Below are 25694 nucleotides of genomic sequence, written 5' to 3'. Positions count from 1 at the left end.
AGTACACGCACCGATCCTTTCAGTGACATTGCCGGGGGTCGCCGACACCATGCTGCGGGCCCCGGCAGGTTCGACATTCAACAGGGCGCCCACTACGACCGGAGCACGGCGTCTCGCGGAGGCCTCGGTCGTCGGCGACGAACGAGGAGGCCGTCACGGCCCTATCGTGGTAACGCAGTCAGTCTGACGTCCTGTCTGAGAGGAGTTCAGGCCGAGACGGGGCTGTTCGGAGCTGGTAGCACCAGCCAGCCTGCTGTCTGCAGTGCCTCGCGATGCATGGCCACGCGGTCCTCGTGCATAGCCAGGGCTAGGAGGTAGCGGGGGCGGGTGACTGCGACGAAGGCGAGTTGAGCGGCTTGGCGGTCGGAGGCGCTTGCGCTGCCGATGTCCGTGCTCCCGAGGATGAGGGGGAGGACGGATGCCAGGTCGTGTTTCTGTCCTGCCCGGTTCGCGCATTCGAGCAGGAGAGTGGCGGAGTGGGTCTCGCCCTTGGAACCTGCGATGGTGCCGATCTTGGCGGGGACGATGCCCGGGGCTCGCTGCACACGGTCGAGCGGGGCCGACAGCGGGGTGTGGGTGAGCCACTCGGCTCGGACGGCCTCGGACGGCGAGCCGTGAAAGATGCCGGTCAGTTCTGTGAGAGGTCCGGGCAGCTCAGGCAGGACCGTGTACCAGGGTTCTGCATCGGTGAAGTCGAGGGTTAGCAGCTTGTGCAGGACCGTCCGAACCTTGTGGCCAGCCTGTCCGGGGGTGCGGTCCAGCCGGGAGAGGGCCGGCAGAGGTGTTGCTGTGTGACCCTCTGGGTGGTCCATGGTGATGGTGCGGGACAGTTCCCGCAGGGTGTCCCAGAGGGCGGAGGCCGCGCGGGCACCGCTGGCCTGGGCGAGCTGCGCGAGGCGGACGGCAGCTATCAGTCGGCCCCTGCTCACGCGTGCAGGGTGGGCCGCGTGCTCCGGGGCGTAGCAGGTGATGGACTTCGGGAACAGCTTTGACTGCCCCGGATCGACGCGAGCGCCCAGCACCCGGGGCGGATCGTCCCGAAGCACCTCTTGGGGGATGTGGTCGGAGGCGAGGAGCTCGAATGCCGGGATGACGTTGAGCGCGGAAGCCTCGTTGAATGTGATCATGACGAGGGTGCCTTCCGGTCCCACACCGCGGATGGTCTGACGGCGGCGCGCGGTGAGCCTGCTGGCGACCTCGCCAATCTCGGGACCGAAGCGTTGGCTGACCGGCAGGTCGACGGCGGCCTCCGCAGGAAAGTGCGCCGCAGCGGCCTCACCCGTGTCCGAGGTGTAGATGTACTGGTTGATGTCGCCGACGCACTGCAGCACGCAGTGACCCTCTCCGAAGAGGCGGAGGAGGAGATCCTCCTGCGTCTGTTCGGTGTCCTGCATTTCATCGATCAGGACGAAGGGGAACCGGAAGCGCATCGCGGCGGCGAGGAGCGGGCTCTCGTGCAGCGTCTGGTCTGCGATGGCGAACATGTCCTTGTACGTCAGGACGCCACGGCGGTAGAGGGAATCCTTGATACTGCTGAGCTGCTTGTAGCTCTCGGTATGTGCGCCGAAGGCCGACGGCGGGACGACACGCAGCTGCCCGCTGGCCGAGTCGAAGACGTATGTGGACTCGGTGACGATACCCAGGCCCTTGCCGTACAGACGCCCGAGCGATCCGCGCAGCGTGTGGTAGCTCCCGTATTGGTAGAACCGTGCGGCGTGGGCGGCATACATGTCGTCATCGACGGCCTGGACCTCGACTCCCCGCGACCGGAGGTTCGGCAGGGCGAGGAAGGTGTGCACGAAAGTCTGGATGGTTCCTATGAAGTGAGGGTGGTTCAGCAGCCTGCGGCCGGAGGAGGACACGGCCACGCGCTGCCTGATCTCCTCGGTCGCGATGTTGGTGTGCGATAGGACGCAGATTCCCTGGGTGCGGGACGTCCAGGTCTCGGCCATGAGGGCGAGCTTCAGCGCGACCAGGCTGGTCTTGCCGGAGCCGGGCGCGGCCTGCAGGTGAAGGGAAGCGGTGTCGCGTAGGAACTCCCTTTGCTCGGGAAGAGTCACCCGCAGGCCCAGCTCGGAGGCCATGCGGTCTATTCGCTCATCGGACAGCGCCTGCGGGTGGATGGGAAGGATCACGGTTTGGGAGCTCCGCACAGGTAGTCGAAGGCGTCGACCAGATAGCGCGGCAGATCGGCCTCCGGTAGCTCTCGTCCTTCGAGCAGACGTGCGGCGTGCTGCGCGGCGATGGGCTTCCTCACTCTGCCTATGCGCAGTGGGCGATAGATCTGCAGCGCCACATCTTCAAGGTCTTGGCCCTCCAGCCGCCAGGTCTCGACCTGCTTGGCCGCTATGTCGTCGATGACGACGAGATCTTGCTCAGTCGGCCAGGAGCTCTTCCCAGCTGCGGTGACGGCCTGGTGCATGACGGTGGCCATCGTCCAGGACGACGCCGCGAGGTCGTATTCCAAGGTCCACTGGTCCGAGACGAAGGTACGCACGCTGCCGCCGTCGCGGTGACGCCTATCGGCAGCCCTTGCCGCGACCTCCGAGGGGGACATTTCTTTCCGCGAGGGAAGTTTTCCGCGCATCGCCTCGTCTGCCTTGACCGGTGCGACGTCGAGATCGGTGATACAGGCGACGCGTACGGGAACGGTGCGGCCATCGGTACGCTGGAAGATGCGCGAATACCGGAACAGGCCCACAGTGCCGACGTTGACGATACTCACCCCGCTTTGGGTGAAGGACCGCCTGGTGCACAAGGCCAGGGTCGGCAGCAGGACCGCTTCAGCATCGCCCTCGACGATGGCGACGGCGCGGGCGAAGAAGAGGTTCGCCTTGGTGACGTCGAGGAAGCGGGAGAGGAAGGCGTAGTCGGAGGCGTCGAGCTTGGTGTGCTGCGGCTCCAGCGAGAAGACGGTTCCGCTGGAGACCAGTGACAGGTGGTCGACCGAGACCGCGGAGGCGATGTGCGGGCTGTGCGTGGTCACGATCACCTGGACCGGGCGGTCATCCCTGGAGCGCTCGACGAGGAGATCCACGACGCGGGTCTGCAGTTGTGGGTGCAGATGGGCTTCCGGCTCCTCGATCAGCAGAAGCGGAGAGAAGCCCTGCTTGCCTAGCAGGAGGAGCTCGGCCGCCATGAAAAGGGCGTTGTTGTAGCCGAGGCCGCGCCTGGTGGCCAGGCTACGGCCGGCCTCTGGAGCGAAGGTGAGTTCGAGCCGTTCCAGAGCGTGCTGAAGTGATGCCGAAGTAGCGACGCCAATGGCGCTGGCGAGGGTGTCGGCCCCAATGGCGAACTTGCTCAGGTAGTCGTCGTTGATCGTGTCCTTGGCACGCCTGACCAGGTCGTTGTCGTTGATGTGGTGCTCGGCGCGGCGCAGGATGCCGACCAGGGTCGATGCGGTGTCGCCTTCGGCGTCGAAGTCGCTCTCACTCTGGGCCTCCATGTTGGGGTAGAGGGTGAGGATCTGCGAGAGGCGGGAGTTGCGGCCTGCACGCATCTCGCCCTCGGCGTCGCGCAGCGGGCGGAGGTAGGTGGCGCGCAGTAGTTCGCGGGCTGCGCCGTCAAGTGCGACCTGGCCGGCGCGGATGGTGACGGAGACACGGTGAGGTCGAGCCGGATCCATGGTCTCGGCATGAAGAGTGATCCACAGGGAGGGGTCCTGACCTGGTGCGTGGGTCAGGAACTCCGCGAAGGTGCCGGCCTCCTCGGCGGACAGGTCGCAGAACTGGGAACGGATGGTCAGGCTCGCTGCCGGGCCCTCGGGGCCGCAGTGGAAGTCCTCCGCAGTGACCCGGTAGAAGTCAGCCGAGGACGTCAGGCACAGCCGGATCGCGTCGATAATGGCGGACTTGCCGCTGTCGTTCTCGCCCACCAGCACACTCAGGCCCGATCGGAAGGTGACGTCCAGAGAGGAGTCGGGCTCCGCCGGTTCCTCGGACGTCTTCGGCGGCAACGGCTTGGCGCCGTAGATCCGGAAGTTTTCTGCCGTCACTCTGGCCAGATACATGGAAACTCCAACCCCTGGCGCGCACGCAAGTACCACCCGGTCACTAGGGCCACACCAAGTCCATCAGTATGGCAGGCACTTGACTGATCGAATGCGCATCAGCTCCGCCAGGAGAGGCTCCGCTAGAGCAACGGCCATGTCCAGATCGGTGTGATCCGTCACCGGGCCCAAGCGCAGGTCTTCAGAAGCTTCGCGCTCAGAGGGTGCGGCTCCCTTTCGTATCAGCGCTTCGGTTATAGGGGGGTGTGCTTGGGCAGGTGCTGTTCGTGTTCGGCGCGAAGCGCCCGCTTGCGTAGGCATGCCTGCCTGCCGGGGCTGCCGTCGTTCTTGGTGACTGGGTCGCTCGAGGGACAGGCCCACGCGAAGTAGCGCAGCCGCGGGTCACGTGGTGACTGTTTGCTGCTCTTCTTGCGTGCCATGGTGTATTTCCGCAGTTCCGCCTGGGTCTGGTGGTCAGGGCAGGTGGGTGGGGCGGCGATGAGGTCGGCATTCTCGTGGTCGAGTAGATGCCGGGCGAAGCGCTGTCCTTGGAAGCGAACCATGACTTCGCGAAGGCCGTCGTGGCCCTGCCGGTGCGAGAGAGTGTTAAGGCTGCCGAGGAAGGCGATGCGCTCGTCGATGACGAGGATCTTCTGGTGCATCTGCTTGATGTGGACCAGGGTGTCGGCGACGGTCTCGAGCGCGGGTAGGCGAGTAGCGGCGTCGGCTGCGGTCGCAGGGTTGTTGAGCTGGCCTTGGACCAGGCTGTCGTTGTCGTCTGTGACGAACAAGTGGATCCGCACGCCGCGGTTCCGGGCGCGTTCGAGATGAGGCAGTACCTTCCACATCCGCATCGTGTACCAGGGCGACCATAGCCAGATGCTGTGTCGGGCTTGGTCGATGGCGTCGAGCGCGTCGGGGAAGTAGGTGTCCTCGTCGTGCAGCGCGGTGTAGCGGACGTGGCCTTCGAAGGCGTGCCAGATCTCCTGCTGCAGAGGGGACAGGCCGCTGGTCTCGGTGTCAGGCAGGCCGAGCAGCTGAGTGGCGCGGACCCCTTGGACGCTCGGGCCGGTCGGGTCGGTGGCCAGGGCGGCGAAGTGCTGGAGCGCGGAGCCGGACTCGGCCTGGGACAGAGCGAGCCACGCGGTAAGCACGTAGACCCGGCGTCGGGCACGGGTGGCGCCGACGGTCAGCAGTCGGGCGCCGTTGCGGTTGTAGTCCTTGGCGGAGGTGAAGTTGCCATGGCTGGCCCAGCCCGGCCAGTTGCCGTCCTCGACCAGGTCCAGGATCACGATGTCGAACTCGCGGCCTTGGAAGCTGTGGGCGGTGCCGATCTCGACCGGTGGGGTGCGCTGGAGAACGTTCTGGTCGCTGAGCCATTCACGGGTGACGCGGGCCTGGAGGGAGTAGGGGGTGATGATGCCGACGGATTCACCGTCGTCGCGGTGGTGCTCGGCGATGGCTGCGGCCAAAAGGCTGCCGGCAGTCCACCAGCGGCCGCTCTCGCCGGCGGTCTGCCTTGCCACAGCGAGGTCGTCGCCCAGTCCGTCGGTGGCGACCACGACGATCTCCGGGTCCAGCGTACGGTCACGGGCTGGGCGGGCAGAGGTGAGGAGCCCGCCGTAGGTGATGCGGTTGACCAGTTCGGCGGTGTCGGGGCCGAAGCGGTGGGTGGTCAGCAGCGTCGCGCAGCCCTGGTGCGCGACGGCTTCGGGACCGGTGCGTATGTCTGCGGTCTCGAAGCAGTCCTGAACCAGCCACCGGGCCTGGTTCCGCTCCTGGGGCAGCTTGGCGGGAAGGACAGGGCCGAGCTGGCAGAAGTCACCGAACAAGACGGCGGTCTCCTTCGCCTTGGCCACGGCCACGGCCAGTTCCGGCAGCAGCGCCGCGCCGGCCTCGTCGACCAGGACGACGTCATAGGGGCCTTCGGCAACGGTGCGGTTCAGACGCAGTCGGGTGAGTGTGGTGGCCACGACGTTCGCGCCCCGGATCAGATCCGGCTCTGCCTGAGCGCGCTGGCGGGCCAGCTCGCGCACGAGTCTCTCGTGTCTTTGCTCCAATGCCGCCTGCCGGGCGAACAGTTCGGCACACGCGTCGCGCATAGCGGTAAGCCGGGCGGCCAGCTGGGGCAGGCCGGCCCGCTCCGCCGCCGTGACCAGGTCCGCGTCCCCATCGAGGGGACCATCGCCCTGCCTGGCCGTGCGCAGCCGGTGTTCCGCGACCTCCAGCGTGCTCGCACGATCGTCGTACTCGTGCTGGACCCCGTCGAGGAGCCGTCGTGCTCCGGTCAGCGCGGACGCGACCGCCTGGACACTGACCGCGGTGACGGGATACGCCTGGACGCCGGCTTGGGCGATCTTCGCGCGCAGGGCTGCGTGGTGGCCGCTGTAGACGGTGGTGGCCTCGTCGAGCTGAGACTGCGCACGGTCTTGCTGATCCAGGGCCGCCTCGCGGTGTTTCTGGACCTGGGCGCGCTGCTTCCTGGTCCGCCAGCCCTGCTGGGCCAGCTGTTGCTCGGTGCTGTCCAGGCCGACCAGTGCGGCCTGGATGTTCAGCACGGCCGCGCGAAATCCCTGCCAGGCCGCTTCGCCTTCGGCGATCTCCTTCTCCCAGTCGGCAGCCTGGGCCAGCAGCGCGCGTGCGGGGGCGGTCTCCAGCCAGCGCCGCTCCAGTTGCTCGACGGTCTCACGCGTCTTGTGAAGGCGGTCTGCGGCCTCCACCAGGTCGCTGTCCGCAGCTTCCCGCTCACGGGCGAGCCGGTCGATCAGACGGCCGTGGGCCACCCTGTCAACGGCCTGCTCGTAGTCGGCCTGCTCGAAGCCCTCCAGTCGCTTCTCGGCGTTGGCGAGCTCACCAAAGCGCGGGTCGGCCAGTAGCACCGCGAGCTCTGCGGCGACCAGCTCAACGGCCTGCTCCGCCTCCTGAACCCGCTGGCGCACCAGCAGGGGCAGGCTGGCCCTCGGGTCCTGGGCGACGGAGACCAGTACCGGTGTGCCGACGCGCACCATCTGACCGGCCGCCAGGCCGGCCCGGTCGCGCAGCGCGCCCTCCAGAGCGTTGTCGACCGCGACGTTCGTCGCGGATACCAGCAGGACGCGCTTGCCCGCACGTGCCAGATCCGCAAGGGCCCGTGCCAGGACCAGTGTCTTGCCAGTTCCTGGCGGCCCCCAGACCAGCCGCAGGCCCGGTGCCATGCAGGCCAGATAGGCCTGTGCCTGACCGCCTTGCAGGACTCCGCCACTGGCGATGCTGCCTGCAGGCGCCACCGCGTCGATGACGCCCCGCGCCAGTTGGTCCGCCAGGCCCTTGTCATCCAGTTGCAGGACCGCGTCCAGCAGCGACTTGCGCAGGAACCCCCGCGGCCGACGCACGGCCCACAAGGTGAGCCCGACCTTGGGCGCATGCGCGGCAACCTGGAATCGGATCCGCTGTGCCTGGACCTGCCAGCCCATCACCGAGAAGGAGCGCCCGTTCGAATCGCCGGGTCCGCCACGAGTCGCGAGCCGCATGTCGGTCAGGTCGTCCGGCTCGATCTGGACCTCGTGGGTTGGTAACGCGTACCAGCCGTCGCCGAGGGGGTGGACGTCGCCGATGCGATCGTGACGGTTCGACTCGCGGACGCCGCCGGGGTGTTCCGTACGCAGCACGAAAGCGACCGCCTCGGCCATTTCCTCACGCCATGCCGCCAACGAGCCCCCATCGCTGGTGAGTTGTACACGACCGCATCATCGTAGGCGGTCCGTGGACCCCGCACTCACCACATCTGGATTCTGACACTGGCCAGCCGCCGACATCCCCGCCGCTGGAACGAGGGCGGTGAACCTCCGCGCGGGCGGATCGGACCTACCGCGGAACAACGACACCTCGTGGGACCTCGGTGAACCTCCGCACGGGCGGAGGCGACCCGTGGCGCGCGGGCCATCTGGTGCGTGCCGACGGTGAACCTCCGCGCGGGCGGAGCAGACGACGAGGCCGAGTACCGGCAGTGGGTGGACCACGGTGAACCTCCGCGCGGGCGAAGCAGACACGATCCTCCTCAACTCGAAAACGGACCTGCGCGGTGAACCTCCGCGCGGGCGGAGCGAACTCAGCCGAACACGTCCAATGCTCGGTCTGCCGCGGTGAACCTCCACGCGGGCGGAGCAAACAGCTTCACCGACCCGCTGGGGCGGGTGACCACCGGTGAACCTCCGCGCGGGCGGAGCAGACCTCGGCGAGTGGGTCGCCGCCGAAGGCGCGATCGGTGAACCTCCGCGCGGGCAGAGCAGACAATAACGGTGCCCGGCGCCTGCGTGAGGCGATCGGTGAACCTCCGCGCGGGCGGAGCAGACGCCTGCCGCTTCCCGGCGCGCACACCCTGGTCCGGTGAACCTCCGCGCGGGCGGAGCAGACCACGCTCACGCCGCTGAGGTGTTCCAGGGCCTCGGTGAACCTCCGCGCGGGCGGAGCGGACTTGTCGTCCGTGCTGCCGCCCTCGGTGCCCATCGGTGTACCTCCGCACGGGCGGAGCAGACGTGCAGCCTGCCGGAGTCATCTACACGGGAGACGGTGAACCTCCGCATGGGCGGAGCAGACGCGGCCGTCGTCGCATTCGCCGTCGCACTGGTCGGTGAACCTCCGCGCGGGCGGAGCAGACCTGATCGACGCGGGCAAGTCGACGGCCACGGACGGTGAACCTCCGCGCGGGCGGAGCAGACCCAGACACTCCCGCATGCGGGCGACGAGGAAGGGGTGAACCTCCGCGCGGGCGGAGCAGACAACGAGGACTACCCGGCGCGCACCATCGCGGTCGGTGAACCTCCGCGCGGGCGGAGCAGACGCGCCCAAGGTGCCCCCGCACCTCTTCCAACACGGTGAACCTCCGCGCGGGCGGAGCAGACCAGCGCGCCGAGCCGATCTGCTCGCGGGCGCTCGGTGAACCTCCGCGCGGGCGGAGCAGACCAGCGCGCCGAGCCGATCTGCTCGCGGGCGCTCGGTGAACCTCCGCGCGGGCGGAGCAGACGCAGCCTCGGCCGTCATCCGGGCGCGCGGCTACGGTGAACCTCCGCGCGGGCGGAGCAGACCTGCATCATCAGATGCTCGGCACGGTGGTGGTCGGTGAACCTCCGCGCGGGCGGAGCAGACGTTCCGAGGGTGATAGTCCGGGTGGACCCTCCCGGTGAACCTCCGCGCGGGCGGAGCAGACACCTACCGCGGTATCCCCCTGGTCGAGTCCAGCGGTGAACCTCCGCGCGGGCGGAGCAGACACCAGGGCGCGTACGGCCTTGGCGTCCTCCGTCGGTGAACCTCCGCGCGGGCGGAGCAGACAGCTGCTTGATGGCCTCCAGGTCGCTGGTGGCCGGTGAACCTCCGCGCGGGCGGAGCAGACTCGGTGTTGGCCCCGCAGAGCACCACGGCGACCGGTGAACCTCCGCGCGGGCGGAGCAGACTTCGCGCCCGGGCGCCGTGAGGAGGCCGCCACCGGTGAACCTCCGCGCGGGCGGAGCAGACTCGCTCAGGTCGCGGGCTGCCTCGCGGGCCTTCGGTGAACCTCCGCGCGGGCGGAGCAGACCCGAAGCCCTGCTGCAGCAGATGGAAGTTGATCGGTGAACCTCCGCGCGGGCGGAGCAGACGCGGGGTCTGCTGTGGGCAGCCGGTCCCAGTTCGGTGAACCTCCGCGCGGGCGGAGCAGACCCTTCGCGACCAGCTCAATCTCAATGGCTTTGCCATTCTGTTATCAAGGAGCCGCTGCCGCGTTCCTGCGGAATCGGTAGCAACATCACTCTCGCATGATGCCGTCTTCCCGGTCGAACCCGATCAACTGCGTCCCCGCCACGCAGGGGCACGCTGACGCTGCACCAGGCCGGTGCACCTCCGCACGCGACGAAACGGACGGGACAACCCCCAGCTGTCTCAACGCCACGCCGGTCAACCTCGGCGCGGGCGGAGCTGACGTGTCGGCCTCGCAGCTCACGCCGCGGTTCCACGGTGAACCTCCGCGCGAGCGGAGCCGACGCTTGCATCGGAAACTACCTGAATCAGATCGCCGGTGAACCTCCGCGCAGGCGGAGCGAACTTCCCCACGTCGTAGTGCGTGCCGGCGGTGAACGGTGAACCTCCGCGCGGGCGGAGCGAACTCAGCCGAACGCGTCCAATGCTCGGTCTGCCGCGGTGAACCTCCACGCGGGCGAAGCGAACAGCTTCGCCGACCCGCTGGGGCGGGTGACCACCGGTGAACCTCCGCGCGGGCGAAGCAGACGTGATGTCCTTGACCAGGTCCGGGGTCTGCGCCGGTGAACCTCCGCGCGGGTAGAGCAGACCTTCACGGCCAGCGCCTTCTCGATAGCTTTGCCATTCTGTTATCAACAATCCACTGCGCTATCTTTGCGGGCTCGGCAGAAGAATCACTGTCGCGTGATGCCGTCTTCAAGGTCGAGTTGGATGGCTTTCGTCCCTACCCAGAGGGGTTCGATGGCGGTCTTGTTGACGCGGTGTGGGAGGAGTTGAACGTCGCGGAGGGCGGGGACTTCGGCCCAACTGTCGGGGGGTTCGGGGCGGATTGCGTCATGGAGCCAGTGGCGGCTGATAGGAACGGTTGCGTTGATGAGCCTTGTGATCGCCTGTCGGTCATCAGCGGCGACACCTGCCGGAAGGCTTGATCTCGAGCTTCGGTCGGTGGGGTGGAGCCAGTGGTTGCCGTCGTTGGTGGTGTAGACGGCTAGCACGCGGATGTTGTCTGCACCGAGTCGGGTGGCGATGAGGTCGGGGTGCTGGCTGGAGTTGGTGAGTGGGTAAAGGTCTCGGACGTCGTGGGGTCTCGGGATCGTGGTGAGGTCGGCGATGGCGGTCTTGGCCGAGTCGTTGGTGATGCGGTCGAGGTCGTCGGTGTCTGCGTAGGCGGGGCCGTAGACCTCGTCGATGAGGGCTTGTACCTGGCCGGGGACGTCGATGGGTTTTCCGGTGTGTCGGTGGAGGAGTTCGCTGGTTCTGCGCAGTAGGGAGGCGTCGTAGACGGTTCCCCAGTGGGCGGGTGGGAGTTTGCCTCGGGGGATGAGGACGGCGAGTCGGGGTTTTCCGGTGGGGGCCCAGGTGGGGCGGTCGGTGCGTGGGTGGCGGTGGCCGCGGCCGGCGCGTTGGAGGAGGAGGGCCAGGGGTGCGAGGTCGGTGATGATCAGGTCGAAGTCGACGTCGAGGGACTGTTCGGCGATCTGACTGGTGATCACGACGATGGGCCGGGCGGGGCGTGTGCTTCCTGGGCCGGTCCAGCGTTGCAGGCGTCGGGTGATCGCGGTGCGTTGGCGGGCGGGCATGCGGGCGTGGAGGCTTCGGACCAGGGGTGCGGTGGGTCCGGTGCCCCAGGTCTTGGTGAGCATGCGTCGGGTGGCTTGGACGTCGGCGACGGTGTTGCAGACGATCAGGGCGCTGCCGGACCGGGTGGTGGCGAGCGGTTCCAGGAGGGTGAGGATCTGTCGGGCTCGGCCTTGTGGTTTGTCGGGGTTGTGGGTGGTGGTGCAGGTGAAGGTGGTGATGGTGAGCTGGTGGGCGCGGTTGGAGTGCAGCTGTGGGCTGGTGTGGATGTCGCCGGTGGTGGTGTCGGTGTAGGTCCAGCCGGGGTAGCTGGGGTTCAGCGGCGGGGTGTCGGGGTGTCCGGCTCCGCGGCGGTAGGCGTGGACGAGGGAGGATGCTGTGGTGCCGGTGACGGTGGCGGACAGCAGGATGACGGGGACTTGGAGGGCGCCGAGCCATTCCAGGAGTCGCAGGGTCAGGGCGTGGCCGTGGGCGTCGTAGGCGTGGACTTCGTCGATGACGACGGTTTTGCCGGACAGTCCCAGCCAGCGCAGTGCCATGTAGCGGTGCGGTAGCGCGCCGAGGGCGGCCTGGTCCCAGGTGCCGACGGCGATGCCTGCGAGCAGGCCCCGGCCGGGGCCGCGCAGCCAGTGGGTGACGGTGGTGGGGTCGGATGTGACGGGGTGCAGGTCATCGAGGGTGTAGTCGTTGTTCAGCCAGGCCATGGAGTGGAGCAGTGCGACGGGGGTGGGTCCGTGGCAGTTGGTGCGTGCGTGGTTGCGGATGCGGGTGAACATGGCGTCGGTGGTGGCCATGGTGGGCAGCAGGAACGCGAGTCCGTTGGTGCCGGCTGCGTTCGCCATGATGCGTTCGGCGAAGAGTGCGGCCTCGGTCTTGCCTTCTGCTGGTGGTGCGGTGATCAGGAGCAGGCCGGCGCCGTGGCTGTGGTTGGCCAGGTGGCGGGTGAGGTCCTGCTGCAGGGGGTGGGGGTCTCGTCCGTCGAGGTGGGGGAACAGGGCGGTGAAGGTGGTCGTGGTGCGCCAGTTGGGTGGAGTGAGTTGGGCGGCACGGATGGTGGCGGGGGCCGCGGCCAGGGCGCGTTGGGTGTGGGCCTGCCAGTCGCCGGTGGGGTCGTTGTCCCATGCGCGCTGGCGGGTGCGGACCCAGGCTCCTTGGGAGACGAGCCAGTCCGCGAGGGTAATCAGGCCGGTGGTGAGGACCGCGACTGGGCCCGGTGCCGGTCGTTCGGGGAGTTTGGGCTGGCCGAAGGCCTGGGTGGCGAGTTGGACGAGGGCTTCGCGTTGCCCGTCCCAGGCTCCGTCCCCCAGGCCGGGTGCGGCGGCCAGGGGGCAGGTGAGTTCGTTGCCCTGGTGGGACAGGGCCGGCTGGTAGGTGCCGTGGTGTCCGCCGAGGATCTGGCCCAGTTGGTGGGCGGCCAGGCGGCTGGGCCGCCCGGTGAGCGGCATGTCGAAGAGCCGGTTCAGGAGTTCCGGCAGGGCGAGGTGGACACCGCGCTGGTGGCTGAGACGGCTGTGTGCCGGGTCGGTGGGGGTGTAGCCGGGGGTGCCGGTGACGCGGTCGGCCTGGGGTGCGCAGTGCTGGAACCCGGGGGTGATCTTGCATAGGTCGTGCAGGGACGCGAGGAAGACCAGTAGGGATTTGGCCTGCGGTTCGGTCATTGCCCACCCCTGGGCGATGACGCGGCGTTGCCCAGGGGTCAGGTATTGGTCCCATAGCGTGTCGGCCATGGCTCCGGCGTCCAGGGAGTGGCAGCCGATCGGGTAGGGGTGGGGCAGGCCTTGTTCTTTGGCCCAGAGGCGGGGGTCGAGCGGCTCGGGCACAGGGATTGTCTTCCTCGGGTTCAGGGGCGATGCGGGGCGATCGAGAGCAATCCGGCCCCGAAGGCGCGGCCCTGGCCGATGCCGGTGGTGATGGCGGTACGCAGGGCGTCGGGGTCGGTGACGGTGGCGATGCCCTCGAAGCGGATGATGCTGACGCATGCGGGGCGTGCCGGTTTGCCGTCCGGTGTGGTGCCGCGGTTCGCGCGCAGCGGTTGCTGCGGGGTGTCCAGGATGAGTTGGGCGTGGAGGCCTGCGGCGGCTGCTTTGCGTTCCCACCAGGCGATCGCTTCCTCGCCGAGCAGGGGGACGCGGGTGCCTCGCTGGCGGGTGTTGGGGGCGCGGGGCGCGTGGATGGGGTTGGCGTCGATGCGGTAGCGCAGGGTCAGGCCGGTGGTGATCCAGGTGAACAGCGGGGCCAGGTCCCTGTGCTCGACGGCTTCGGTGTACCTGTTGGGGAGGGCTTTGCTGTTGAGCGGGATCGTGGATTGCACGAGCAGCACCGGGCCGGCCGGGTCGCGCTCCAGGCGGTAGAGGGTGTGGGTGACGGTGCGGTTGGTGGTGTCGGGGAACATCGACTGGACTCTGCGGTGCAGCCGGCCGGCGTCGCCCAAGTCGTGGTGCACGGCGCTGCTACGGCCGTTCAGGCGCAGTCGTGCCAGGTGAGGGGCCTGGGTGGTGACGGTGGTGGTCATGTGCTGGCTTCCTTCCGGTAGGCCGTCAGGGCGTCGATCCATGCGGTGCCGCCCGGGGTGTCCGGGGCGTGGGGCAGGAGGCGGGTTCGCTGCCACAGCGGTCGTGGCGCGCAGGTTCCGTTGGGGCCGGCTTCGTCGCGGATCTCGGCGTCGGGGTGGGCTCCGGGTTCGGGGGCCTGGTCGTAGATGAATGTGACCGGTTGCGGGGCCTTGTTGGGCGCGGTGGGGCGGTGCAGTGGCATGCGGTCCAGCTCGCCGACCGGGTCGGGGACGTGGGCGCGGATCAGGATGGGGGTGTCGGGTGGGCAGGAGCGGCGGCCCAGGTAGGGGGCGTAGACCGGTCGGGCCAGGCCTTCTGCTGCCAGGGTGAGGGTGGCGGTGGGGCCGGTGACGGCGAGGGTGAAGGCTGCGTCGGCGAGGTACCAGCGTTCGCTGATGATGGTGCCCTTGCCCTCGGGTCGGCGTTTGCCGTCGGCGGTGGCGGGGGTGAGGTGTGGAGGGTAGCCGCCGCCGACGGTGTGGAAGTCGGCTTCGCGCTGTCCGGGTCGGTCCACACGGATGGTGTAGCGCAGTTGGGTGAGGTCGGTGTTGTCGCTGTCACGGGGGCGGCCGAGTGCGGCGGCGATCATGCCGGTCAGGCCGGAGCGGGTGGGGAAGCGGTGGGTGGTGCGTACGGTGAAGTCGGCTTCGCCGCCCCAGGACTGCCAGGGGCCGGAGAGGTGCAGGAGCAGGCCACCGCTCACTGCCCCTCCTTGGCAAGGGTGTCCAGGATGCGCGTGATCAGGTCGTCCAGGCCTTCGGTGCGTTCGCCCAGGGCAGGGTAGGTCTGGGGGCTGAGGCCGGTGTGGAAGTCGGCCAGGACGTTGGCGCGGCCCAGGAAGCGGTGGTGGGCGGCGGCGTGCTCGTCCAGCGCGGTCAGGGATGCGGGAAGGTATCCGGCAGTGGTGGCCGGGATCGGGGTTTCGAAGGCGCCGACCAGGCTGACGGGGCGGTCGGTGCGCAGGGCGACGTAGACCAGGTGCGGGACCGTGTAGGGGGCGGTGCCCGAGCCCTTGGCCGGCAGGATCGTGGTGACCAGGGCGCGCAGGTACTCGGCGATGACCTGGCGGGCGATCTCGGGGTCAAGGTCGCGCAGGAGCTCGCCGACGTTCAGGGGGCCGTAGCGGTAGAAGGTCGCCGAGGTGAAGCGGTTGTCGCCCATGTGGCCGGCGCCCCGCTCCTCCCCCGCGGCCTGCTGCAGGTCGTCCACCGCTGTGAAGAAGTCCGTCTGGATGACGACGCTGTGCGTACTCACCCCGTGGGCCATCTGCACCGCTCCGGTCACCGTGGACCCGGACTCGTTGGCGAGCATCCGGCCGAACGCCGCCACCGAGGCGTTCTTGGACTGCAGGACCTTCAGGACGTCCTTCTTCAACGCGTCCTTGGGCCCGTCTTTCGGTGCGGCCTTGGTGACGTGCTTGGCCAGCAGGGCGGAGCGCGCCGACTCTTCCTCGTCTTCCTCGTCCTCCTGCGGGTCCGCCTCGTCGGTGTCCTTCGCAGCGGTCTTGCGGGCCGCTTTCGCTGCTGCCTTCTCCTCGTCGGCGACCACGGCCGCGATCGCCCGCAGGAGGCCCTCGCGGTGGGCCTGGGCGACGTCGGCCAGCGCCGTGATGGCCGTGTCGGGCAGGAACAGTAGGGCGTTGGTGCCACCGCCCTCGGCAATTCCCAGGCCCTGGACTGCGGCGGCCAGGATCAGCAGCTGCCCGGCTGTGAGTGCGTCCTTGGGGTCCCAGCCGGCTGCGACCAGGAGCTTGGCCACCGCCTGGGGGATGCCACGGGTGCGAACCGCGCGCAGCCCGATGATCTTCTCGACCTCCTGGCGGATGTGCCGCTTGGTGTTCTGCGAGGACAGTCGGGCGCGCTGCACTCCCCCGTAGGTGGCGGTCTTGGGGGTGCCGTGCCGGTCGCGGTTGAGGTTCGAGTACGGGTAGGACTGGATCAGGTGGACGTCCAGGTGCAGGATCCGGCTGATCATTGCGCTCACTTGGTGGTCTCCTTGTTGGTAGCGGGAAGGTAGAAGGCACGGGCCCAGTCCAGGCGGACCTGGTCGGCCCACTGGGGCCAGCGGGTCACGTCGCGCAGCAGCACCGCCCAGTCCACCGGGATGCCGGCCGAGCGCAGTTCCGAGACGACGCCGGGCAGATCGCGGTGTAGCCCTGCGGTGTCCGTCTGGGCCAGTGCAGACAGCGCGTCGGCGGCGTTCCTTTGACGCATCGCCTTGCGGTCCACCGCACGGGCGTAGGACCAGCCCAGGTTCCGGGACGCGTCAGCCGCATGCGGTTTGGCCTTGACCGTGTTGCCGTCCATGCGCGGGTTGGGGGCGTCGTGCTCCGCGTACAGGGCGGCGATCAGCAGGAACGGGAGCTCGGCGTCCAGGCTCTGGGCAGCCGGGATCCCGCCTTGCGGGTAGAGCCGCTGGTACAGGGGCCAGCGGGAGGTGAAGTTGTCGGCCAGTCCGCTGCGCAGATCAGCGCGGCCTCCCGGGCTCGAGCACGCCCCTCGAACAGTGGCCATGTAGGACTCGCAGCGCTGCAGCCAGGTGCCCTGGGCGCTCAGCGGGGTGGTAGGTGCGGTCTCGGTGCTCACGCAGCAGCCTTTCGCGGCGATTTGGTGGGACGCGGATGCGACAGTGAGGCCCGCGCGCGGGCGACCGGATGCAGTCCGTCTGCAGTGAAGGCGACCGGGCGCGTCGTGGCGTCGAATACCGTCAGCGCCAGGCGCTCGAAGCCGGGCACGGCGCCGCCGGGCACGGTGATGGCCTGCCAGAACAGCGGCTCGGCCTGATCCCAGTAGGACGCCCTGGCCTCGTCCGCCCAGGCGCAGTTCTTATCGCCGGGCCACATCGCTTTCCACGCCGACCGCAGGGCTGCCGCCAAGGCCGCCTCTACACGCTCGGCTGCGATGCGGGTGGCGGCGACCTTGGCGGCCCGGGCCGGGTCACGGGCGGGCAGGAACGGGGCCAGGCTCGCGGGTGTCGTGGCCGCATACCAGTGCGACTCACGAGCCATCTTCGCCTGGTGGCATCCCAAGGCCCGCACCCGCACCGGACCCAGACCGTCCAACTGATCGGGCGTCAGGTCCGCGTACACCCCCAACCAGGCAGGCAGAACCACCCCCTTCAGGCCGGCCGCGGACGGATCCTTGGCATGGATGAACGCGTCGAAGTCCCGCACCAGCGCGCGCCGGTAGTTGGCCCATACCGGACCGCCCTTGTCCCGGTCGATGACGAACGGGTCCCGCGCCGCCGGCAGGTCTTTCGTCGAACCCCAAGCGACCCAGCAGCCGATCACCTGCGAGGCATCCTCGCTCGGTGCCAGCAGCACATGATGGGTGGCACGCGCAGTCAGCAGCGACACCGGACCATGGACTCGGGCCGGCACCAGAGGATCCGGGAGCTCGTCGCGCTCCCACGGAGCCAAGTCCAGCACAGGATTGACAGTGCTGTCCGGCGGCGGGCACGACAGCAGCAGCGAAGCGAACAGCGTTTCGGCCAGCGGATGGAAGGAGACCAACGACCGCATCGGGGCGGCCTTCATGCTCTTGCTGTCCACCCCGCCGTGCTTGCGCTGCGCTCCCGTCCCCGACGGCCCGTAGCAACGCCAGGCAAGCAGCTCACCCAGGGCGTACATCGACTCAATCGGAGCGGACTGCGGGGTGTGGTCGAACCACGGCTGGTTGGATCCCGCTGCCTGCGTCATGACCAGGCGCCCAGGAGCCGCCTGGGTCGAGCACTCCGCCGCCAGGCGTGGGTCCTGCAACAGCGGCCGCTCCGGGTCGAAGAGCGAGAATCGCGAATGCCAGCGATCGAAGTACGCATCCACCTCCTGCGAGGAGAACGCCCCGGCAGCCAGCAGTGCGTCATGGCGATCCTGCCAGTCCTCCACTTCGGCCACGTCCAGGCCCGCGACTCGCACGAACAGCGCGGTCAGGAACCGACGAAGCGCCGACTCCACCGCCGGGTTGGACACCACCAGATCGCCAATCAAGTGGGCGGCCCGCAGCGCGGACCGAAGCCCGACCTCGCGGACCTCTCCCGGTCGCGTGCCGGGCAGCAGCCGATCCAAATCAGCCGGCCGGGCCGAGGAACAGATCAGGACGTCCAAACACGGATCGTCGACCGGATTGAAGGCATGCGGAACCACACCCACCCCCTTGGGATTCTCTTCGATGGACCATCAGAAACCAACGATGAACGGGGAGTTCGCGATCGCGACCTTCCCGGCGACTGCGACACTAACCGCAGCTTTCGTGCCCCTACAAGCTGATCATGGGCATCCGCGAAATTGTCAGAGGCACCCTCTATGCTGCCCAACCCGTCGGCGCCAACGTTCATGTCGTACCCGCGTGGTATGCAACCGCGGCGCAGGTCCGGAAGGTTCTACGGGCGGTGGCGGACCTGCTCAAGTAACGCCTCCGGCCCACAGCACTGGCGCGGTCTACAGCTTCAAGCCCGGCCAGCAGCGCATCCCGCGCCGGTCCCGCTCCATTTCGCATGCAGGAGCTATCGCGGATTCCGGCCGCAAGGGTAGAGGGGCACCCCAGGAGACGCCAACCGTCACCAATTGATGAAGCGTCAAATATTTAGACCAGGGAAATGGTTGTAGCCATGCCTGCTCACCTCGCATCCGTCATACGGCGGTGAACCTCCGCGAGAGCCGAGCAGACCCCAGCAGCGACTCGGTGGCCGTCGTGATGATCGGTGAACCTCCGCAAGAGCGAGGCAGACCCGTCCGTCTTCGTGTCGTCGTACAGGCGGTACGTTGAGTCTCCACGCGAACGGAGCAGACCACGCCACCCGGCGAGGCGGCGCCGCCCTGTTTGGTAAACCCCCGCACGAGCGGAGCAAACAGACCATTCGCGCCCACGCCCAGTTCCGGGGTCGGTCAACCTCCGCGCGCAGAGCCGACCACATCGGTGTCGCCAGCGACGGGACGGAGGTCGGTGAACCACCGCGCGAACGAAGCAGAGCACCGTAGTCTGCATCGGCGCGTTCCAACACCGTTGAACCTCTACACAAGCGGAGCAGACGCGGTCTTCTCGGTGCTGGTGCCCACGAGGGCCGGTGAACCTCCCGAGAGCGGAGCGGACGGCGTGGTGACGGTCGCATTGCCCTGCGCATCCGGTGAACCTCCGCGCGAACGGAGCTGACACCGCGATCACGTTCGAATCCGAGCAGCGCTGCGGTGAACCTCCGTGTGAGCGGAGCCGACGTGCCGGCCTTCCAGGCAGTGCTGAACAACGTCGGTGAACCTCCGCGTGAGCGGAGCCGACCTCCTCGCGATCATTGCGAGTACGCAGAGCGACGGTGAACCTCCGCGTGAGCGGAGCCGACGACGCGAAGGTCCCCGCGACCAGGCGCGTGTACGGTGAACCTCCGCGTGAGCGGAGCCGACAGGAGCAGGGCCATCAGCATGGCGAGCCGCGTCGGTGAACCTCCGCGTGAGCGGAGCCGACGGCGCCGGAGCGGGTGATCGGGGCATGGGGACTGGTGAACCTCCGCGTGAGCGGAGCCGACCTCTGCGAGGGATGTTAGCGCGGCGGTCTGCGCGGTGAACCTCCGCGTGAGCGGAGCCGACGCGGGAGGCACGACCGGGGCCAGCGCTGAGCGCGGTGAACCTCCGCGTGAGCGGAGCCGACGCGATCTGACCCGTGCGGGCCTGGTGGAACAACGGTGAACCTCCGCGTGAGCGGAGCCGACCCTTCACGACCAGCGCATTCTCCATGGCTTTGCCAGTTTGTTATCAAGGATCCATTGCCAGCTTGCGCTGGCCTGGGAAGCATCACTTTACCGATCACCGGGGAGAATCCGTGAATGAGGCACTGGGTTTGTGGGTGGGCGCTAAGCCTTGGCCAGGTCGTTCAGTGCAGCGTGGACGATAGGCCAGCAGATCGCCAGGGTGTCACGGTCCGGGGTGTGGGCTTCGCGGTATTCGGCGCGGGCGTGGACGAAGTTGCGGTATCTCCGGAGGGCATGGCTGAAGCGTTCCACGTCTGCGCCCAGCCATCCCGCGTCGTGGCAGATCTTGATGAGGTTTTCCATGGTCACGAAGTCCGGGCTGGTTCGGCCAAGTAGCGTTGGGTCCCGCTGCAGGATGACGGTCAGTAGGACGCCTTCGAGCAGGCTGCCAAGCATGATGATTGCGGACACGTGTGCGCCGTTGGAGTAGCAGACTGCGGCCTCGTCGAGTCGGTGCTGGAGGAGGGCGGCCATCTTGGTGTCGCTGACGATGTCGGTCATAGCGGCGCGCAGTTCTACGGGTGCCTGGCTGCCTGGGTAGCTCATTGCCGGGTCGCAGGCGACCAGCCGAGGCCGGCCGCCGGGGCACTCCAGTCGGTAACCCTCGTGGATGAGGAAGGCGTTGACGGCCGTCAGGACCTGGGGAAGTAGGGCGGGTTCGGAGAGGTATTCTCGGGCGTCGCCCAGTCTCATGATGGATTGTTGGATGGCCTGGGGGTTCTCGCGGTGTTCTTGGAGTCTGGCGAGGATCCAGTCGCGACGGTATTCGCCGTCGTAGCGTGGGACGTTGTTCCATCCGGCGCGCTTGAGGAACTCTGGCAGCTCCCATCCCTGGCGGTAGAGCAGGTTGTCGTCGCCGCAGATGACGCGGGCGAGTTCCTCCAGGGTGTTGCCGTCGAGGATCCCGATCAGGGGCTGTTCGGTCATTGTGGCGCCTCCGGTTCCTCTGGGGATTCGAGGTCGGTTTCCTCGTCCTGGTCGGTCGCATCCTCGGGTACGTCTGGGGTCAGTTCCAGGGGTTGCCAGTGCGCGGCGGGGGTTTTTGCGGCGCGGGTGTAGGTCGCCGGGTGGATCTTGAGGCGATCCAGGGTCTCCCAGAGGCCTTCAAGGGCTTGGTCGGCGTCGAAGCGGAATTCGCTTTCGCGGATGCGCCAGAAGGTCCATCCGACGCGTTGGAGTTCGCGGTCGCGCTGTTGGTCGTGGCGGATCTGGTCGGGTGTGGAGTGGAAGTGGTCGCCGTCGCATTCCACGGCCAGTCGTCCACGGGCACCCACGACGACCAGGTCGATGCGCTTTCCGCCTGCTGGAAGTTGCGGTAGGACGTGGTAGCCGCGCTCGCGTAGGCGGAGGTAGACCTGCTGCTCAAACAGGGAGTCAAAGGGAGTGGTGGGCACGTCGGGGCGCACGTCGCCGAGGTCGTCCAGTGCGTCGAGGGCTGCGGGCGGGTTCTGCATATACGTCAGCAGGTTCAGGCGCAGGTCCTTGGGTCTGAGGCGGTCCGGTGGTACGGAGCAGAACAGGTGCATCTGGTCTTGGGCGCGGCTGGCTGCGACGTTGTAGGCGCGACGTTCGCTGAGGTTTCCGCCGGTGATGCGGGGCGGGTTGGTCACGACCATGGACAGGAGGATGATGTGGCGCTCGTCGCCTTGGAAGGCGGCGGGTGTGCCGACGGTGATCTGGTGGCGTTCGCAGAGTGTTGGTCCGAGCGTGGCTGGGATCATGTTTTCGAGGAGCCTGATCTGGCCGCTGCCCTGGAGGACGACCACGCCGATTGTCTTGTCGCGGTAGGCGGGGTTGTTGGTCATCTCCTTGAGGCAGTTGACGATTGCTTCGGCCTCGGTGGGGTTGCGGAGGCGGGTGTCCCTGCCTTCGACGACAGCGTCGGGGATGAGATGGACGATCAGGGGGTCGAGGCGTTCGCCGCCGTACTGGCGCAGGGGTTGCAGTTTGCGGTCGTAGAAGGTGGCCGAGGACCAGCCGATGATCTCGGGCATGCAGCGGAAGTGCTCGTCCAGGCGGATGACGTCCGGGAACAGTGAGGACAGGAGCTGGTAGAGGTTGGTGTGTGGGCTGAACAGTCGGCGGTGACGGGCGGGCATGTCGGGCAGGTAGGCGTTGACGCGGTCCTCGAGGCGCTGGTGGGGGCCCATGGAGGTCAGTGACGGGGCGCATTGCTTGTCGTCGCCCACGACAATGACCCGCGGAGCGAGCCACAGCAGGAACAAGGACTCCATGCTCGCTTGGCTGGCTTCGTCGATGATGACCACGTCGAAGGCGTCCTGGCGGGCGGGGATCATCTCGGCGACCTGGGCGATGGGCATGACCCAGGCGGGAACGGCTTCTTGGGCCACGGACATGGCGTCGCGGGCGGCGGCTCGGAAGGCGCTGGCGCTGCGGCCTTTGCCCTTGCCCAGTGCGGTCATGTGGGAGCGGTAGGACTGCAGGGAGGAGCGTTGGTCCTGTGTCATGCGCCGCAGGCAGTGCAGGCGTCCTTGGGCTGCGGCGAGGTCGCCGGTCAGTCGTTCGAGTCGGGCTTCTAGGTCGATGAGTTGGGCGTCCAGGCGTTGTTCCAGACCGGGGGTGCGCTGGTCGGTGACGAAGCGGTTGGCGCAGGCCCATGGCCAGGCGTCGTCCAGCAGGGCCAGCCGGTTCTCCCATGCCTGGTCGGCAGGGTTTTGCTCTAGTTGCTTGGCGAGGTGGGGGTGGGCGCTGTGAAGTCGGCCGCTGAGTTCGTTGCATCGGTGTCGTCGGCGTTGCTGGGTGTGGGCGGTTGCCAGTGCCTCCAGAGCGTGAGCGTATTGGTGGGCGTCGTGGTTGTGCAGGGCGTGGGCGAGTGCCGCGACGTGGGGCGAGGTGTGGGTTCGTTGTCCTCGGGGGGACAGGGCGCGTTCCCAGGATCGCAGCTGTTGCTGTGCGGTGGCGGCTGTTCGCCGGTCGGCGAGTTCGGCCATGGCTGCGGCGTAGTCCTGCCAGGCGCTTGGGGAGGCCAGGCCGAGGCGGACTCCGTTTTTGAGCAGGAGGTTGTCGATGGCGTCGCGGGCTGTGCCGAACGCGTCGATGTGTTCGATCTGTTCGGTCAGTTCGGTCAGCTGGGCCAGGCGGACGGCGGCTGGCCCAGGGGTGAGTGTGACTTCGACGTGTGCCCAGCGCAGGGCCAGGGCGGCCAGGGCGGTTTGGGCCTCCAGGTGCACCAGGACGGCTTCCAGGTCGTCCAGGTCGTGTGGGGCGCGGCCGTCGACGGTGCAGGCTTCCAGGAGTGGGCGAGCGGTCTTCTGGACGCGCGGTGCCATACGGGTGCGGAAGGTGCCGCCTTGTTGCCAGTGGGCCCTCAGGGCTCGTCCGGAGGCGACCATGGCGGCTGCTTCGGCCGGTGACAGGTCCGGGGGGATCTCGACCTGGGTCAGTCCCAGTGCCTGGATCTGGCTGCCGATGCTGCGCAGTCTCTCGCCATTGGTGGCCACGGCCTGCCACAGCTGGAGGTTGCGTCGGGTGAGGCGGTCGTGCAGGGCGCGAGTGGTCCAGTGGTTTTGGTCCCATCGCGCAGGTGATGGGGGCAGCCCGAGCTGGTGCAGGGCGGCGTAGCTGCTTTCGAGGTGGCCGGCCAGCGCGTCGGTGGTCTGGACGGTCAAGGCGGCTAGGGCCTCCCTGGCGGCCAGCACGGACGGCGAGACGCTCTCGCGGGGTCGAGCGGCGTCGATGACGGCAGCGACTTCCTGCGGGGCGGGCAGAAGTGCAGGGTCGGGCAGATCGGTGCTCTGGTCGGTGCCGCTGGCTCCAGAGCGCAGTAGTTCGAGTAGTTCCAGGGCTTCCCTGGTGTTCAGGGGCGGGCGTTGAGGTGCTTCTAGGGGTAGCCGGCCGATCCAGCCGAGGCGGTCTGCTTGGTCTTTGAGCCGCTGGATGATGGTGGCCAGTGTTCCGCCGTAACCGTGAGCTATCTCGGGGTGTCGGTAGTGCTCGGCTTCGCGCAGGGCGATGATCTGTTCGGTGCTGTGGGCGATGCGGCCTCGCAGGTCGGCGCGCTGTCCTCGCAGGCGTGCGATCTCTTCGGCGAGTTGGTCGGTGTCGCTGGAGGCGACTTGGTCGATCAGTGCGTTGACAGTCTTTTCAAGCTCGTCGACACCGTCGTGGCGGTTGGAGCTGAGCAGGAGGACGCATAGGTCGCGTACGGGGGTGGGGAGTTTGTCGCGAAGTACGGTGAGTGCTTGATCGCGGGCGCTGGTGACCAGGACTCGTTTGCCTTCGGCCAGCAGTGCTGAGACCAGGTTGGCGATGGTGTGGGTCTTGCCTGTCCCTGGCGGTCCCTGGACTACGACGGCGGTGTCCCGCTCGAGTCGGGCCAGCACGCTGGCCTGCTTGGGGTTGGTCTTGAGCGGGAACAACGGGTCCTCGCCAAGGACGGCTTCGTGTCGGCGACTTGTGCCGCGTCCGCGCCAGTCCGCGCGTTCTTGGTGTTCCAGGGGTAGGACGAGCTGTGCCAGGCCCAAGGGGGCTTGGCCCTGCTCAGCCACGGAGGCGCCGATCCGGTCGTAGTAGCGCAGCAGCGCGTTGCGGTCGCGGGGTCGCAGGAGCAGGGCCGGGGCGAAGGTCAGCCGGGCTGCGAGTTCTGGCTGGCGCGGTACCTGCCATTCGGCGCTGAATGAGACCGGGCGGCTTAGGGCACGTTCCTGCCATTGCGAGAGCTGTTCGAGAGCCTCGTCGCTCAGCGGATGGCAGGATCGCGCGGTCAGCTGCTCGGCCAGAGCGGCCGCCTGTTCAGGATGCCAGCCGTCGTCGCTGTCGAGGAAGTCCTGGTCCTCCAGTTGCGTTGCTCCCTGGGGTGACAAGTGGACTAGGAGCTTGGCGGTGCGCCGTTCAACTTTTGTCTCCACGCGGCGCGCGAGCAGGTGGCGGCAGACCGTCTCGCCATTCGGATCCCGCCAGGTCAACAGGCCCACAGCCAAGACCAGTTCGAGTTGGTCGTCTTGGTGAACCAGGCGCTGATGCCAACGGTACAGATACTCGTACAGGTCTCGCAGTGGCTGGTCGCGGCGCTCCTGGGCCGCCCAACGGCGCCATCGTGGCAGCCATGCCGCATAGGCATCCAGTGCCTCCAATGAGTCCTCGCGTCGAACCGTTCGCTCCTCCCACCACTGGCGGCCGGCTGCGTCCGTCATCCGTTCACGCCCTGGGCCTTCCGCATTCAAGGGCGGGTCGGCTGCCTCGGCCACCTGGCACAGGTCCTGATCCACCCAGCCGTCCAGGACCCCGGGCAACTGCGGAGGGGCCTCACGCGGTACATGCTGGAGGCTCAGCAATGCCCCGCTCGGTGACTCCCTTGGGCGCGCGATCTGGTCGGGAAGTGCAGCCAGCCACAGACTCTCGCGTGTTCGGGTGTCACGCTGGCGCTGCTGACTGTTCTGAACCACCTCGCGTAGAAATCCGATCAGCCCGGCAGTCTGCGCGACCACTTCCGGATCACCCGCGTGACGTGATGGCATGTCCGCTCCCCCCGCAGCTGCACATGGGCGCTCTAGAGTCGAGGACAGAACACCGTTCGGGCAACAACTTTGCACGGAACGGCGTGAAATAGTTCCCCACGGCGAGTCAATCGGCCACTAAATAGAAAGGGTGTTCCATTTAAGCTGGACCGCATTCCGCCGCCTTGACGGATTGTCGAGTGATCCAATTCGGACTGGATGCTGTCTGGGCTGACTCTTCCGGATATCCCTTGTCGCTGCCTCGATCATCGCAGTCGAGGTTCAGCTCGGAGAGCCCTGGAGCCTTGGTCAGCTGCAGCTGGCGCCCTGGGCAGGCAACGCGGCGTGACGGACCTACGCATGCGGGGTGCCTCCGTCCAGTCGTCGTAGCCGGCTGCGTCGCGGTGGCGGAGCAGGTACTTGATCGATCCAAGTGCGGACTATGCGGTCTTCCATCGTGAGCGTGCTGGCGATCTCACGGAGGACGATGATGGCGAGCTGGTAGTCCGGTGGCTGGACGAGGTTGAGGTCCGCTTTCGTGCTGTCCCGGGAGAAGGTGGACAAGTGGCGCGGCCGACCATTCGGCACTGCCTTGATCTTCTGATAGGTGGCACGGCCTCGTAGCGCGGTGCACAGCGCCGGCAAGTCCGGGTAGTGCGATGGGACCGGGATGCA

General features: G+C 67.9%; 11 protein-coding genes and 2 CRISPR repeat arrays. All 11 genes read right to left on the bottom strand.

The window, feature by feature from the left end:
* Window positions 1-206: 206 nt before the first annotated feature.
* The 11 genes from ABUW04_RS33315 to ABUW04_RS33265 all read right to left on the bottom strand — a co-directional run bounded on the left by ABUW04_RS33315 (window position 207) and on the right by ABUW04_RS33265 (window position 25040).
* On the bottom strand, window positions 207-2135 hold the full coding sequence (locus tag ABUW04_RS33315) for a UvrD-helicase domain-containing protein (protein ID WP_380568190.1): 1929 nt from the start codon (window positions 2133-2135) through the stop codon (window positions 207-209).
* Entirely contained in the window at window positions 2132-4009 is a 1878-nt protein-coding gene (locus tag ABUW04_RS33310; RefSeq protein ID WP_380568189.1) for an ATP-dependent nuclease, read from the bottom strand. The genes ABUW04_RS33315 and ABUW04_RS33310 overlap by 4 nt, the downstream gene beginning before the upstream one ends.
* Window positions 4010-4242: 233 nt before the next feature.
* On the bottom strand, window positions 4243-7656 hold the full coding sequence (locus tag ABUW04_RS33305) for an AAA domain-containing protein (protein ID WP_380568188.1): 3414 nt from the start codon (window positions 7654-7656) through the stop codon (window positions 4243-4245).
* A 207-nt stretch (window positions 7657-7863) separates the two neighbouring features.
* Window positions 7864-9661: a CRISPR direct-repeat array (repeat unit 29 nt; unit sequence CGGTGAACCTCCGCGCGGGCGGAGCAGAC).
* 710 nt (window positions 9662-10371) lie between these two features.
* Window positions 10372-13095, bottom strand: coding sequence for a CRISPR-associated helicase Cas3' (gene cas3 / locus ABUW04_RS33300; protein WP_380568187.1), 2724 nt, complete (start codon window positions 13093-13095; stop codon window positions 10372-10374).
* A gap of 20 nt (window positions 13096-13115) precedes the next feature.
* Window positions 13116-13787, bottom strand: coding sequence for a type I-E CRISPR-associated protein Cas6/Cse3/CasE (gene cas6e / locus ABUW04_RS33295; RefSeq protein ID WP_380568186.1), 672 nt, complete (start codon window positions 13785-13787; stop codon window positions 13116-13118).
* Window positions 13784-14530, bottom strand: coding sequence for a type I-E CRISPR-associated protein Cas5/CasD (gene cas5e, locus ABUW04_RS33290; RefSeq protein WP_380568185.1), 747 nt, complete (start codon window positions 14528-14530; stop codon window positions 13784-13786). The genes cas6e and cas5e overlap by 4 nt, the downstream gene beginning before the upstream one ends.
* The gene (locus ABUW04_RS33285; protein WP_380568240.1) at window positions 14527-15801 is read right to left on the bottom strand and encodes a type I-E CRISPR-associated protein Cas7/Cse4/CasC; all 1275 of its coding nucleotides are present in this window, start codon (window positions 15799-15801) and stop codon (window positions 14527-14529) included. The genes cas5e and ABUW04_RS33285 overlap by 4 nt, the downstream gene beginning before the upstream one ends.
* 5 nt (window positions 15802-15806) lie before the next feature.
* Window positions 15807-16412 (bottom strand): type I-E CRISPR-associated protein Cse2/CasB, encoded by a 606-nt coding sequence (gene casB / locus ABUW04_RS33280; RefSeq protein WP_380568184.1) that lies wholly within the window; start codon window positions 16410-16412, stop codon window positions 15807-15809.
* On the bottom strand, window positions 16409-17968 hold the full coding sequence (gene casA, locus ABUW04_RS33275; protein ID WP_380568183.1) for a type I-E CRISPR-associated protein Cse1/CasA: 1560 nt from the start codon (window positions 17966-17968) through the stop codon (window positions 16409-16411). Before casA ends, casB begins: the two co-directional genes overlap by 4 nt.
* A gap of 978 nt (window positions 17969-18946) precedes the next feature.
* Window positions 18947-19524: a CRISPR direct-repeat array (repeat unit 29 nt; unit sequence CGGTGAACCTCCGCGTGAGCGGAGCCGAC).
* A gap of 141 nt (window positions 19525-19665) precedes the next feature.
* The gene (locus ABUW04_RS33270; protein ID WP_380568182.1) at window positions 19666-20490 is read right to left on the bottom strand and encodes a hypothetical protein; all 825 of its coding nucleotides are present in this window, start codon (window positions 20488-20490) and stop codon (window positions 19666-19668) included.
* Window positions 20487-25040 carry an AAA domain-containing protein gene (locus ABUW04_RS33265; protein ID WP_380568181.1) on the bottom strand — a complete coding sequence of 1518 codons (4554 nt, stop codon included), beginning with the start codon at window positions 25038-25040 and terminating at the stop codon, window positions 20487-20489. The genes ABUW04_RS33270 and ABUW04_RS33265 overlap by 4 nt, the downstream gene beginning before the upstream one ends.
* Between the last annotated feature and the right edge of the window lie 654 nt (window positions 25041-25694).

Source organism: Streptacidiphilus jeojiensis (assembly GCF_042510965.1).
Taxonomy (GTDB): Bacteria; Actinomycetota; Actinomycetes; order Streptomycetales; family Streptomycetaceae; genus Streptacidiphilus; species Streptacidiphilus jeojiensis.
This window is presented reverse-complemented; position numbering and strand designations above follow the sequence as displayed.